The organism is Saccharopolyspora hordei (genome assembly GCF_013410345.1).
GTDB lineage: Bacteria > Actinomycetota > Actinomycetes > Mycobacteriales > Pseudonocardiaceae > Saccharopolyspora > Saccharopolyspora hordei.
This window is the reverse complement of sequence record NZ_JACCFJ010000001.1, coordinates 1,759,153-1,771,159: the sequence shown is the minus strand read 5'-3', so window position 1 is coordinate 1,771,159 and position 12,007 is coordinate 1,759,153. Positions and strand designations below refer to the sequence as shown.

Below are 12,007 nucleotides of genomic sequence, written 5' to 3'. Positions count from 1 at the left end.
GGGCCGCGCCACGTGTGGGCTCAGAACAGGGCGCTGGCCAGCGCCCGGCGCGCGTTGTTGACGCGCTCGTCGCCCTCCGGGAAGACCTCGAACATCTCGACCAGGTGACGGCGGACCCGGTCCCGCTCGTCGCCCGAGGTGCGCTTGACCGTGCGGACCAGCCGGTCGAAGCCCGCCTCGACCTTGCCGGCGGCCACTTCGGCGTCGGCGGCGGCCAGCTGGGCGTCGATGTCGTCGGGCGCGGCGTCCGCACGCTCGATCGCGGACGGGTCGGCCTGCTCGGCGCGAGCGGTGAACTTCACCTGCGCCAGCCCCGCCTTGGCCTGCTCGTTGTTCGGCTCGGCGTCGAGGATCTGCTGGTAGGCGGCCTCGGCGGCGGCGTAGTCACCGCGCTCCAGCGCGTCCTCGGCGGCGGTGAACCGCGGGTCCTCGGGCTCCTCGGCCTGGCCGCCACGGGCCTGCTCCGCGGCGCGGATGCCGGGCAGCTGGTCGCGCAGCGCGTTGAGCAGCTGGTCGATCCACTGCCGGATCTGCGGTTCCGGGAGCGCGCCGGTGAACGCGTCCACCGGCTGCCCGCCGGCGATCGCGATGACCATCGGCACCGACTGCACCTGGAACAGCTGCGCGATCCGCGGGTTGGCGTCGACGTCGACCTTGGCCAGCACCCAGGCGCCACCGGCCTCCTGGGCCAGGCGCTCCAGCACCGGGGAGAGCTGCTTGCACGGCCCGCACCAGGTCGCCCACAGGTCGACGACCACCGGGACCTGCAGGGACTTCTCGACGACCTGGGCCTGGAAGTCGGCCTCGGTGACGTCGACGACCGCTGCGGTCGTCGGCGCGGCACCGCCATCCCCGCTGGCCGCCGGCTGCGCGGCTGCGCGAGCGTTGGCCTCCGCGCGGCTCTTCAGAGCCGACAGGTCGACTGCGCCCGCCATCGCGGCGGACATTGCTGCTGCGTTCTGGCGTGGATCCGGCCTCGTCACGCTCCCCATCCTGACACGTTCCGCCGGCCGAGCGGTGGCAGGGCGGTGGATGTTTCGCCGTCGGCGATCTCGCCGCACCAAGCACGACACGCCGACGGATCCAGAGATCAACACGGAGCAGTGAATGACTTCCCTCTATGAGGTGGAGGCGCGGCCGCACCCCTCAAGATCGCCGGACCCCAGTTCCGAATGTGTGTGCAAAGCCTGCGGGGACCGCTGGTCACCCGCGGGCTTCGGGGTCTCCGTTCGGTGGACCTCCTGCATGCAGTTCAACGAGAGGTACGGAACAGTGCGTATTGCTACCCGTGTTGCCGGTGTCGCCGGCGCCACCGCCCTCGGCGTCGTGACCCTCGGCACCGCTGCGTTCGCGGACAGCGCCGACAACAACGGCATCAACGCGGTCGACGACAACAACATCAGCGCCGTCCCAGTGCAGCTGTGCGGCGACAACGTCGCCGCCCTCGTGGGCGCCGTCGTGCCGGCCCTGTCGCCGCAGGTGAACACCTGCGTCAACGCGCCGGTCGTGGACCACCCGAAGCTCTGAGGGCCACGGACCGGACCTGACAGCGGGGGCGGCGTCAGACCTGGCGCCGCCCCCGCTCCGCGTCCCGACCCGCGCACCACGGGCGCGGGTCACTGCTCGCGCAGGTGCTCCTCCACCCGGCGCACCTTCTCGTGCAGCTGGTTGGTGTGGCCCGGGCGGATGTCGGCCTTGAGCACCAGGCTGGTGCGCGGCGCCCCGGCCGAGGCCGCCTCGGTCGCCCGCTTCACCACGTCCATGACCTCGTCCCACTCCCCCTCGATGGTGGTGAACATCGAGGTCGTCTCGTGCGGCAGCCCGGACTCCCGGACCACCTTCACCGCAGCCGCCACCGCTGCGCTGACGCTGTCGCTGTCACCGACCCCGCTCGGGGCCACGCTGAACGCCACCAGCACGTCCTGCTCCTCCCGCTTGAGTTCCGGCGGACCGCACCGCCGCCGTCGATGCGATCATGCTCCTCGCGCGCTCCCACTGTCGCCGATCCCACCGGTCACAGCACGACAGCCCACAACGGCACGGGTCACCGCTGCTAGCGTCGAACACCATGAGCACCCGTAACCCGCTGCCCTTCGACCCCATCGCACGCGCAGCCGAGATCTGGGCCGAACGGGTAGGCCCGTCCACGACGATGGCCGCGGTGACCAGCGTGATGCGGGTGCAGCAGATCTTGCAATCCGCGGTCGACAACGCGCTCCGGCCGCACAACCTGACCTTCGCCCGCTACGAGGCGCTGGTGCTGCTGACCTTCTCCAAGCGCGGCAGCCTGCCGATGCGGGTCATGGGCGACCGGCTCCAGCTGCACCCCACGAGCGTGACCAACATCGTCGACCGGCTCGAGCAGGACCGCCTGGTGCGGCGGATGCCGCACCCCACCGACCGGCGCACCACCCTCGTCGAGATCACCGAGGACGGCCGGGACCTGATGAAGAAGGCCACCGAGGCGGTCACCGAGATCGACTTCGGGCTGCGCGGCATCACCGAGCGGCAGACCCAGCAGCTCACCGAGCTGCTCGGCAAGGTCCGGCACGCGGCCGGCGACTTCTGAGCCGGAGCTAGTTGAGCTCGCGCAGCACGTGGCCGACGCGCGTCCAGAACGTCGGCTCGTCCGAGTCGCGCTCGGTCAGCAGCCCGCGCCGGTCCGCCCAGCGCTCGAACCACACCGTGACCAGCGGCGGCACCGACGCGGCCAGCGCGAGCACCAGCACCCAGAACCGCCAGCGCAGCGGGCTGAACACCACCAGGCAGGTCACCACGTAGGCGGTGAAGACGGCGCCGTGCACCGAGCCCATCACGGTCACGCCGAGCGGCATGTCCAAGCCGTACTTGAACGCCATCGCCACCAGCAGCCCCACCCACGAGAGCGCCTCGGCGATCGCCACCAACCGGAACCACCCGGCATGAGTCCGCGGCACGTCGACCCCACTTCCGTCTGCAACGGCTTCCCCCTGCGAGTGTGCCGGGTGATCGGGGCCACGCCGACGCCGGTCCGCTACGCCCCGGTCTGCTCGTCGACCCAGGACAGGTAGTCGGGGTTCCCGCCGACGATCGGGGTGGCGATGATCTCCGGCACCTCGTAGCTGTGCTCGGCCTTGAGGTGCTCGACCAGCGCCGGCAGCCGGGCGGCGGAGGTCTTGATCTGCAACTGCCACTCCTGGTCGTCCTGCGCCGCGCCGTCCCACACGTAGAAGCTGCGGATCGGCACGACCTGCACGCACGCGCCCAGCGAGGCCTCGACGACACCCCGCGCCAGCGCGGCGGCGGACTCCTCGGAACCCGTGGTGGTCACGACCAGCACATGATCAGCCATTCCCCCAGCGTAACCAGGCCTGCGGTGACAGGAAGGTTCCCATGCTCCACGTCGCGCCCTCGGCCACCACGGCCACCGCAGGCGAAGACCAGGACGTGCTCCACCTCCTCCAGCGGTGCACCGGGTCCGAGCAGGACGCGGCGGACCACGCGCCCGGCCACGTCGAGTTCCTGGAACGCCACCACGCCGGGGGCACGTTCGTGCTGTCCAGGCAGACCACCCCCACCTCCGAGGGCGGGGGGTTCTTGCGCGCGGTGTCGACCGCGAGGCGGTCGAGCGGATCGCCGCCGAGGACCCGTTCGTCGTCGCCGGGGTCGCCGAGCGCCGGACCAGCACCGTCGACCCCGGCCGGGTGCACCCCGCGCTGGCCGAGGTGCTCGGGGTCGGTCCCAGCCGCGTCCGCGGGTGACCGCGGTGCGAGCACGGGAACCTCCCTGTCACGGTCGGCGGGCGCCGCGCAGCAGGTTCGCCTCGGTGGTCAGGTAGTTGTCGCGGTAGTCGAAGCGCGGGGTGCCGGAGAACAGCAGCCAGTAGTACTTCATCTGCTCCGACCACCAGTAGCCCGGGCAACTGTCCAGCTGGGTCGGTGGCTCGGCGGTCACGTCGCCGAGGCCGGCGAAGCCGTAGGGCGCCTTGGAGGTCCGCAGCATGTTCGCGTAGTGGACCGCGGCCCGCTCCCGGAAGACCTCGTCACCGGTGGCCAGCCACAGCGCCAGCGCGGCGTCGGCGAACTCCGGGCGCAGCTCGTTGACCGGGTCGCTGGTCGTCATCGTGGTGTAGTCGACCGAGTTCGGGATGACGCCGAACTCCTCCTGCACGGCGTGGAACGCGTCGTGGTACGCGCGGCCCTCCTGGACCCGGCCGGACTCGCCGAGCAGTCCCGCGTAGAACGCGGCCAGCACGCTCTGCTCGCGGCTGAGGACCTCCCCGGTGAACGCGTCGACCTGCGGGAACCACAGCAGACCGTCGTGCCGCTCGGCCTGGTGCGCGAGGATCGCGTCGGTGAGCGTGTCGTACCACTGGCGGAGCTCCTCGTCACCGAACAGCGCGTAGCCGTCCCAGAGGTACTCGTAGTAGGAGTCACCGGGCGGGCCAACGGTGGCCTGGCGGTTGCGCCACTCGCCCGTCTCGGCGTCGATGTCGTGCGGCAGCAGGCCGAGCTCGGTGCGCTTGTCGTACACCACGCGCATGGCCCGCTTGGCCAGGTCGTAGTAGCGGCGGTCGCCGGTCCACTCCGACAGCACGCCGAACTCGGCGATGTAGGTGCCGACCTCGACGATGTTGGTGTCGGGGCGGCTGACCTCCCCGGTCGCCAGGTTCACGTAGCGGTAGGGCAGGCCGGTCGGCGACTCGGTGAACGCCGGCAGCAACCGGTCCGCCACGTCGACGGCGAGCTCCAGCAGCCTGGGGCGGCCGGTGCAGTGGTAGGCCGCCGCGAGCCCGCCGACCATGCGGATGTTGGTCTCGAAGACCTGGAACGGCGCGTCGATGTCGAAGCTGAGGTTGTCCTCGATCCACTGCACGGCCTGCGCCACCTCGTCGTCGGCGCCCATCAACCACAGCGTGTCGACGGCTTCCACCGCGCTGAGCCCGACGGAGTGCCCGGGGACGAAGAAGTCCTCGCGCCCGCCCGAGACCGGCTTGATGTGGTCGGCGCCCAGCGCGCGGTCGACGTAGTGCTGCCACGCCCACAGGTACTCGCGGCGCACGGACTCGGCGACCCGCTCCCAGTCCCGGCTCGCGGAGGCGGTGCCCGGAGCCGCCGCCAGCCACCCACCCGCGGCGGCCGCCCCGCCCAGGAGCAGCAGGACCGTTCTCCGGGACACGCCTCCGAGCATCGCCGCCTCCTGTCGCTGGACAACCTTGTCAAGCCGCGCGGATCACAGTTGCCGCCAGAGCCGGGAAGGTCAATGCGCCGCGCGGTTCCTGTCCGGTTCCGACATCCCGCGCGAGCGATCAGCGGTGTCCGGTACCGCCGTCCGCCGCCTTGACGCGCGCGGCCGGGCGACGGCGGGGGGTGAGGATGGGAACCTTCCTGTCACCGCAGCGCAGGTCGGTGCGCAGCACGGGAGCCTTCCTGCCACCCGCGAGCGCGGCGGGCCGGTGGTGGCGGTGGAGCACGGGAACCTTCCTGTCACCCCTCCCCGCCGCGGGAGGCGCCGTGGCCGGGTCCCGCCACCGGGATTGACAGCGGTCGGCCAGGTGGGGTGCAATGCGCCACACCATGACAACGTTGTCTGACCCCGGGAACGTCCGGCGCGCCACCATGAGCGACGTGGCGCGCCTGGCCGGCGTGAGCATCAAGACCGTGTCCCGGGTCGTCAACGCCGAGAGCGGGGTGCACCCGGCCACGGCGGAGCGCGTGCTGGCCGCGATCGACCAGTTGGGGTTCCGGCGCAACCTCAGTGCCCGCAACCTGCGGCGCGGCACCGGGACCGGCACGCTCGGCCTGGTGCTGGAGGACCTGGCGAACCCCTTCTACTCGGTGCTGACCCGCGCGGTCGAGGAGGTCGCGCGGACCCGCGGCAAGCAGGTGCTCACCGGTTCCTCCGACGAGGACCCGGCACGGGAGCGCGAGCTGGTGCTGGAGTTCTGCGCGCGCCGCGTCGACGGCCTGGTCGTCGTTCCCGCCGGCCACCAGCACGGCTACATCGCGCACGAGATCAACGCGGGCACGCCGGTGGTGTTCGTGGACCGCCCGCCCGGCAACCTCGACGCCGACGTCGTGCTGATCGACAACTCCGGCGGTACCGCGCTCGCCGCCGAGCACCTGGCCGCGCACGGCCACCGGGAGATCGCGTTCCTGGGCGACGCCCCCGAGATCCACACCGCCGCCGAGCGGTTGCGGGGCTTCCGCGAGGGGTGCGCGCGGGCCGGTGTGCCGTTCGACCCCGAGCTGGTGGTCATGGGCCCGCACACCGACGAGTCGGTGGCCGAGGCGCTGAGCACCACCCTGCGGCGCGCGACCGCGCTGGTGACCGGCAACAACCGGATCACCATCCAGGCGCTGCGCGCGCTGGCGGGGCGGCCCGACCGCCCGGCGCTGGTGGGCTTCGACGACTTCGAGCTCGCCGACCTGCTGGACCCGCCGGTCACGGTGGTCACCCACGAAACCCGCGCGCTGGGCCGGTCGGCCGCCGAGCTGCTGTTCTCGCGGCTCGACGGTGACCGCTCCCCACCGCGCCGCATCGTCGTCCCCACCCAGCTTCTGGCCCGAGGTTCTGGAGAGGTAACCCGTTGAGTTCTGTCCACGATGACCAGTCGGTGCAGGCGATCGCCCTGCCCGCCAACCAACCGCAGCAGTTCTACCGCGGTGGCACGAACATCGCGGCGCTGCGCGGCGGCGGTGACGACCGCGAGTTCGGCCCGGAGGACTGGGTCGCGTCCACCACGACGCGGTTCGGCCAGGCCGAGTCCGGCTTGTCCCGGCTGCCCGACGGTCGCTGGCTGCGCGACGCGGTCCGCGAGGCGCCCGAGCAGTGGCTGGGCACCGAGCACGTCGCCGCGTTCGGCGACAGCACGGCGCTGCTGGTCAAGCTGCTCGACGCGGGACAGCGGCTGCCGGTGCACTGCCACCCGTCGGACACGTTCGCCCAGCAGCACCTGGGTTCCCGCTTCGGCAAGACCGAGGCGTGGATCGTGGTCGGCACCAGCGGCCCGAACCCCGTCGTCCACTTGGGGTTCCGCGAGGACGTCGCACCCGAGGTGGTCGAGCGCTGGGTGAGCACGCAGGACTCCTCGGCGATGCTGGGGTCGCTCAACGAGATCCCGGTGCGCCCCGGTGACACCGTGCACGTGCCCGCGGGCACCCCGCACGCGATCGGCGAAGGCGTGTTCATCGTGGAGCTGCAGCAGCCCACGGACTTCTCCGTCACGCTGGAGTGGCAGGGGTTCCTGTCCGACGCCGAGAGCGCGTTCCTCGGCATGGACCAGCGCACCGCGCTGGAAACGCTCAACCACAGCGGGTTCGACGACACCGTGCTGGCGTCGCTGATCAAGCACACCGCGGACCAGGACTCGGGCCGGGTGGAGCTGCTGGCCGAGGACGCCGCCCCGTTCTTCCGCGCTGACCGGCTGCACGGCTCCGTCGAGCTCGCACCGTCCTTCGGGGTGCTGATCGTGCTGGAGGGCAACGGGAAGCTGCGCTCGGACAACGGCAGCGACCTGGACCTGCGGCGCGGTTCCACGGTCGTGGTGCCGCACGCGGCCGGGGCCGCGCAGCTCGAAGGCGATCTCACCGCGGTGCACTGCCGCCCGCCGTCCGCAGGGAGCCGGAGATGACCGAACCGCTGCTGGAGGCCCGCGACCTGGTCAAGCGCTACGGCGGGGTCGAAGCGCTGCGCGGCGCGTCGTTCACCGTCCACCCCGGTGAAGTCGTCGCGCTCATCGGCGACAACGGGGCCGGGAAGTCCACTCTGGTCAAGTGCCTGTCCGGAGTGGAGCAACCGGACTCCGGGCAGATCCTGGTCTCCGGGCAGCCAGTGGTGCTGGACTCGCCCACCACCGCCCGGGCGCACGGCATCGAGACCGCCTACCAGGACCTCGCGGTCGCCCCGGACCTGGACCCGGCGGCGAACCTGTTCCTGGGCAGGGAGATCCGCCGCCCCGGTCTGCTGGGGCGGCTCGGCATGCTGGACAAGGCGCGGATGCGGGCGCAGGCCGCCGAGCAGTTCGCCAAGTTCGGGGTGTCGCTGCCGGACCTGACGGTGCCGATCGGCTCGTTGTCCGGCGGCCAGCGGCAGAGCGTCGCGGTGGCCCGCTCGGTGGCGTGGGCGGACAAGCTCGTGTTCATGGACGAGCCGACCGCGGCGTTGGGCGTCGTGCAGCGCGAACGCGTGCTGGACGTGATCCGGCGGGTGCGCGACACCGGCATCGCGGTGGTGCTCATCAGCCACAACATGCCGGAAGTGCTGTCGGTGGCGGACCGGGTCGAGGTGTTGCGCCTCGGCACCCGGGTGGCTCGGTTCAACGCCGCCGAGGTGACCTTGGAGGACCTCGTCGGTGCGATGACCGGCGCGCTGTCGCAGGAGGACGCGAGCTGATGCCCACCCAGCAGGGATCCCAGAAGTCCGAAGTGGACACGCTCACGCCGGAGAAGGGCCTCGGTGCGCGGTTGGCCGGGTCCAACACGCTGTGGACCGGCCTGGTGCTGGTGGGGCTGTGCGTGCTGTTCAGCGTCCTGCGCCCGGACGCGTTCCCCACGCTGTTCAACGCGCAGAACCTGCTGGTGCAGGCGGCGCCGCTGCTCATGCTCGCGGTCGGCATGACGTTCGTGATCATCACCTCCGGCATCGACCTGTCGGTGGGCTCGGTGCTGGTGTTCTCCGGCGTCGTCTCCGCGATGACCATGGAGGGCCTCAGCGGCGGCGACGCCACCGGCGCCGGGTGGGGCGTGATCGCGATCGGCCTCGTGGTCGCGCTGGCCGGCGGCGCGGTGTGGGGCGTGCTCAACGGGGTGCTGGTCGCGGTCGCCCGGGTGCCCGCGCTCATCGTCACGCTCGGCTCGTTCGGCGCGGCGCTCGGTGCCGCGCAGCTGCTCACCAACGGCATCGACGTGCGCACCGTGCCGAGCGCGCTGCGCACCACGCTCGGCACCGGGACCTCGTTCGGCGTCGTGCCGAACCTGGTGATCCTGGCCGCGGTGGTGACGCTGCTGGCGATCTGGCTGCTGCACACCACGGCCTTCGGCCGCTACACCTACGCGATCGGTTCGAACGCCGAAGCGGCCCGCCGCAGCGGCATCAAGGTGACCCGGCACCTCGTCGCCGTCTACACCCTGACCGGTCTGCTGGCCGGGCTGGCCGGGTTCATGTCACTGGCCTACTTCGGCACCACCACGATCAGCGGCCACAGCAACGACAACCTCAACGCGATCGCGGCGGTCGTGCTCGGTGGCACGAGCCTGTTCGGCGGCGTCGGGACGGTGCTGGGCAGCGTGATCGGCGTGTTCATCCCCGCGGTGCTCGACGCCGGGTTCGTCATGGCCGGGGTGCGCCCGTTCTGGCAGCCCATCGCGGTGGGCGCGGTGCTGGTCGCCGCGGTGTGGCTGGACCAGCGCAGGCGGAAGGCGCGCAACAGCCGCTGAACCCGCGCGGGCGCGGGAACCGGGCACGGAGTTTTCGGCACAACGGTGTGTGGAAGGTGGTTTCGGATGAGAGCGTGCAAGACGGTGCTCGCGGTGGGTGCCGCGCTGCTGCTGGCGGGCTGCGGTTCCGGGCAGATCGGTGACACCGGCGGGGGCCAGACCGACCCCGGCAACAAGAACCTCGCGCTGATCACCGGGATGCGCGGCGAGCCCTTCTACGTCTCCATCGAGTGCGCCGCCCAGCAGGAGGCGGCCGCCCAGGGCTACCAGCTCAACGTGCAGGCCCCGGAGAAGTTCGAGCAGGCCGAGCAGTCGCAGATCCTCGGCGGCATCGTCAGTTCCCGGCCCGGCGCGGTGATCATCTCCCCGACCGACGACAAGGCGCTGGCCGCGCCGCTGCAGCAGGCGAAGAACAACGGCATCCAGGTCGTCGAGGTGGACACCGCGCTCGAGGACCGCTCCATCGCGGTGACCTCGCTGTCGTCGGACAACTACGCGGGCGGCCAGCTCGCCGCGCAGACCCTCGCCCAGCTGGTCGGCGACAAGCCGGGCAAGGTGCTGGCGCTGAACACCAAGGCGGGCACCTCCACCACCGACGAGCGCGCCAAGGGCTTCGAGGACGAGATCGCCAAGCACCCCGACCTGGAGCTGCTGCCGACCCAGTACACCGAGAACGAGCCGGCGACCGCGGCCCAGATCGTCTCCTCGACCCTGGCCGCCAACCCCGACCTGGTGGGCGTGTTCGCCACCAACCTCAACACCGGCGAGGGCGCGGCGACGGCGCTGTCCAACGCGGGCAAGTCCGGTCAGGTCCAGCTGGTCGGCTTCGACGCCAGCCCCAAGCAGGTCGACGACCTGCGCAACGGCCGGGTCCAGGCGCTCATCGCGCAGAACCCCGGCAAGATCGGCCAGGAGGGCGTCAAGCGCGCCATCGCGGCGATCAAGGGCGAGCCGGTCGAGCGCGAGACCAAGACCGAGATGATCGCCATCACCCGCGAGAACATGGACCAGCAGAGCCAGTACTTCTACAAGTCCAGCTGCTGACAGCGACCGAGGAAGCCCCCGAGTCCGTGGGAACTCGGGGGCTCCTTCGTGTTCCGGCGACTTCCCGCTGGGCGCGACCCAGCACTGGGGCCAGGTGACGCAGCACGCACGCGCCGCACCAACGGCTCTCGGTGTCCTTCGGGTCCACCGCTTCCTTCGCCGCCGTGCGGGCGAGCTTCTCCGGGTCCGGGTGGCTGGCGATGTCGTCGGCGACCCGCAGCGCGGTCTGCCAGTCGACCTGAGTCAGGCGGGACACCTCCGACGCCAGGCACAACCGCCGGACCTCTCGGGTCGTTCTCCAGCACGTCGATCACGAGTTCGGCGTTCTCCCGGCCGGGCACCGTGGCGATCACGCTCAAGGAGTTGGTGCGCAGCGTCGCCGTCTCGCCCTCGGTCATCCACTTCCGGAACTGGCGGACGCCATCGGGGTCCATGCGCGTGCCCACCGCGATGTCCGTCGCGTGCGCGGTCGGCTTCTCGCCGAACGCGTCAGGCCGCCCCGACTGCACCGACCGGACGAGCTCCACCAGCCGCTGGGTGCCCTTGACCCGGACCAGTCTCGGGTGCGTGATCTCCCTGCGCCACATCGCCGCTCCCAACGCTCGCCCGTAGGCCTCCAGGACCTCGGGAGTCACCGCACGTGTCCCCGTCTCGACCTGCCCCAGGTAGGACTTCGAGAAGTGAGTCAGTTCTGCCATGCGGGACAGCGACGAACCGGCATCGAGCCTCGCGGCTCTCAGCAGCTGCCCAAGCTCCTCCGCAGACACGTGCAGACACCTCGTCTGCACACCCCGTGATCAGTGCCGCCGACGATGCGGACGGGTGCTTCGGTAGGTGAACCCCTCGACCTACCGAAGCACCCCGTTGCGGCAGCACTGAGGAGGTTTCCTCGTGCGTGCGTTGTTGTGGCGCTGGCACGAACAGCGCCGGGAACGTCGGGTGTACCGGGCGATGGTGAAGCGCCGGAAGCGGGTGCGGCTGTGACGCACTCACCGCTCAAGAACCTGCCGTGGCACGTCCGCGCTGGGGAGCACGTGTACATCTGGGCGGGCGGTGAACTGGTCCGTCGGGTGCACCTCACCACTTACCAGGCGATGGCTTCGGGTGTGGCCGTGCACGCCGAACACCTCGCGGCCGAGCAGTGGACCACGATCGACGAGTTCAGTGGAGCTCGTGCGAGACACGAGAACGAGCAGCGGCTGCGATCCCTTCGCTCCCTGCCTCGACTCTTCGTCGAGGCGGGGAGCGATGACATCCAGCTCGCGGCCTGGTGTTCTCGGCATTCGAGAGGTTCGGGTCCGCTCGACTTCGAACGGTGCTGTTCCGTCGCTCATTCCCGTGTGCGTTGGCGGTCTCGCGGCATGCCTCGGAACGGGCCCGAACCGTTCCGGGTGTCGTCGGAATTCCTCGTGTTCCACGACCGAGAACACGAGTTGCTCCAGCGAACTGGCCTCAGTGCTCCGGCGCTTCTCGATCTCGGTGGCCAGAGGAGGAAAGCCGCCTCCTACCCCATCAGGTCCCGAACGACTCGTGGAGCGTCTTCGGGC

At 71.1% G+C, this 12,007-nt stretch carries 14 protein-coding genes; 7 read left to right on the top strand and 7 right to left on the bottom strand.

Annotated elements, in window-relative coordinates:
* Window positions 1-20 precede the first annotated feature (20 nt).
* Window positions 21-935: a tetratricopeptide repeat protein gene (locus tag HNR68_RS08390; protein ID WP_179719247.1), complete on the bottom strand. Its 915-nt coding sequence runs from the start codon at window positions 933-935 to the stop codon at window positions 21-23.
* 310 nt (window positions 936-1,245) lie between these two features.
* On the opposite strand from HNR68_RS08390, the gene HNR68_RS08385 reads away from it, so the two are divergent.
* Window positions 1,246-1,527, top strand: a complete 282-nt coding sequence (locus tag HNR68_RS08385) for a hypothetical protein (RefSeq protein WP_179719245.1) — start codon at window positions 1,246-1,248, stop codon at window positions 1,525-1,527.
* 89 nt (window positions 1,528-1,616) lie between these two features.
* Here the strand turns inward: HNR68_RS08385 and HNR68_RS08380 are convergent, their stop codons facing one another.
* Window positions 1,617-1,919 (bottom strand): MTH1187 family thiamine-binding protein, encoded by a 303-nt coding sequence (locus HNR68_RS08380; protein WP_179719244.1) that lies wholly within the window; start codon window positions 1,917-1,919, stop codon window positions 1,617-1,619.
* 149 nt (window positions 1,920-2,068) lie between these two features.
* On the opposite strand from HNR68_RS08380, the gene HNR68_RS08375 reads away from it, so the two are divergent.
* Window positions 2,069-2,569 carry a MarR family winged helix-turn-helix transcriptional regulator gene (locus HNR68_RS08375; RefSeq protein WP_179719242.1) on the top strand — a complete coding sequence of 167 codons (501 nt, stop codon included), beginning with the start codon at window positions 2,069-2,071 and terminating at the stop codon, window positions 2,567-2,569.
* Between the two features lie 7 nt (window positions 2,570-2,576).
* On the opposite strand, the gene HNR68_RS08370 is transcribed toward HNR68_RS08375, so the two are convergent.
* The 4 genes from HNR68_RS08370 to HNR68_RS08355 form a co-directional block, all read right to left on the bottom strand.
* The gene (locus HNR68_RS08370) at window positions 2,577-2,936 is read right to left on the bottom strand and encodes a DUF3817 domain-containing protein (RefSeq protein ID WP_343049999.1); all 360 of its coding nucleotides are present in this window, start codon (window positions 2,934-2,936) and stop codon (window positions 2,577-2,579) included.
* Window positions 2,937-3,013: 77 nt separating this feature from the next.
* The gene (cutA, locus tag HNR68_RS08365) at window positions 3,014-3,331 is read right to left on the bottom strand and encodes a divalent-cation tolerance protein CutA (protein ID WP_179719240.1); all 318 of its coding nucleotides are present in this window, start codon (window positions 3,329-3,331) and stop codon (window positions 3,014-3,016) included.
* Window positions 3,307-3,516 carry a hypothetical protein gene (locus tag HNR68_RS08360; RefSeq protein WP_179719237.1) on the bottom strand — a complete coding sequence of 70 codons (210 nt, stop codon included), beginning with the start codon at window positions 3,514-3,516 and terminating at the stop codon, window positions 3,307-3,309. Before HNR68_RS08360 ends, cutA begins: the two co-directional genes overlap by 25 nt.
* A 252-nt stretch (window positions 3,517-3,768) precedes the next feature.
* Window positions 3,769-5,157 carry a glycoside hydrolase family 47 protein gene (locus HNR68_RS08355; RefSeq protein ID WP_343049998.1) on the bottom strand — a complete coding sequence of 463 codons (1,389 nt, stop codon included), beginning with the start codon at window positions 5,155-5,157 and terminating at the stop codon, window positions 3,769-3,771.
* A 440-nt stretch (window positions 5,158-5,597) separates the two neighbouring features.
* On the opposite strand from HNR68_RS08355, the gene HNR68_RS08350 reads away from it, so the two are divergent.
* The 5 genes from HNR68_RS08350 to HNR68_RS08330 all read left to right on the top strand — a co-directional run bounded on the left by HNR68_RS08350 (window position 5,598) and on the right by HNR68_RS08330 (window position 10,460).
* Window positions 5,598-6,572 (top strand): LacI family DNA-binding transcriptional regulator, encoded by a 975-nt coding sequence (locus tag HNR68_RS08350; RefSeq protein WP_179724780.1) that lies wholly within the window; start codon window positions 5,598-5,600, stop codon window positions 6,570-6,572.
* The gene (locus HNR68_RS08345) at window positions 6,569-7,612 is read left to right on the top strand and encodes a class I mannose-6-phosphate isomerase (protein ID WP_218888233.1); all 1,044 of its coding nucleotides are present in this window, start codon (window positions 6,569-6,571) and stop codon (window positions 7,610-7,612) included. Before HNR68_RS08350 ends, HNR68_RS08345 begins: the two co-directional genes overlap by 4 nt.
* Window positions 7,609-8,373, top strand: coding sequence for an ATP-binding cassette domain-containing protein (locus tag HNR68_RS08340; RefSeq protein ID WP_179719233.1), 765 nt, complete (start codon window positions 7,609-7,611; stop codon window positions 8,371-8,373). The genes HNR68_RS08345 and HNR68_RS08340 overlap by 4 nt, the downstream gene beginning before the upstream one ends.
* Window positions 8,373-9,416 (top strand): ABC transporter permease, encoded by a 1,044-nt coding sequence (locus HNR68_RS08335; protein WP_179719231.1) that lies wholly within the window; start codon window positions 8,373-8,375, stop codon window positions 9,414-9,416. Before HNR68_RS08340 ends, HNR68_RS08335 begins: the two co-directional genes overlap by 1 nt.
* 66 nt (window positions 9,417-9,482) lie before the next feature.
* Window positions 9,483-10,460, top strand: coding sequence for an ABC transporter substrate-binding protein (locus tag HNR68_RS08330; protein ID WP_179719229.1), 978 nt, complete (start codon window positions 9,483-9,485; stop codon window positions 10,458-10,460).
* Here the strand turns inward: HNR68_RS08330 and HNR68_RS08325 are convergent.
* Window positions 10,442-11,158: a helix-turn-helix domain-containing protein gene (locus HNR68_RS08325; RefSeq protein ID WP_246330804.1), complete on the bottom strand. Its 717-nt coding sequence runs from the start codon at window positions 11,156-11,158 to the stop codon at window positions 10,442-10,444. The two genes, HNR68_RS08330 and HNR68_RS08325, sit on opposite strands and share 19 nt — an antisense overlap.
* Between the last annotated feature and the right edge of the window lie 849 nt (window positions 11,159-12,007).

Coding starts and splice junctions, on each gene's coding strand:
- HNR68_RS08390 (WP_179719247.1), bottom strand. CDS start 935: ATGGCGGGCGCAGTCGACCTGTCGGCTCTGAAGAGCCGCGCGGAGGCC.
- HNR68_RS08385 (WP_179719245.1), top strand. CDS start 1,246: ATGCAGTTCAACGAGAGGTACGGAACAGTGCGTATTGCTACCCGTGTT.
- HNR68_RS08375 (WP_179719242.1), top strand. CDS start 2,069: ATGAGCACCCGTAACCCGCTGCCCTTCGACCCCATCGCACGCGCAGCC.
- cutA (WP_179719240.1), bottom strand. CDS start 3,331: ATGGCTGATCATGTGCTGGTCGTGACCACCACGGGTTCCGAGGAGTCC.
- HNR68_RS08350 (WP_179724780.1), top strand. CDS start 5,598: ATGAGCGACGTGGCGCGCCTGGCCGGCGTGAGCATCAAGACCGTGTCC.
- HNR68_RS08340 (WP_179719233.1), top strand. CDS start 7,609: ATGACCGAACCGCTGCTGGAGGCCCGCGACCTGGTCAAGCGCTACGGC.
- HNR68_RS08335 (WP_179719231.1), top strand. CDS start 8,373: ATGCCCACCCAGCAGGGATCCCAGAAGTCCGAAGTGGACACGCTCACG.
- HNR68_RS08330 (WP_179719229.1), top strand. CDS start 9,483: ATGAGAGCGTGCAAGACGGTGCTCGCGGTGGGTGCCGCGCTGCTGCTG.
- HNR68_RS08325 (WP_246330804.1), bottom strand. CDS start 11,158: ATGGCAGAACTGACTCACTTCTCGAAGTCCTACCTGGGGCAGGTCGAG.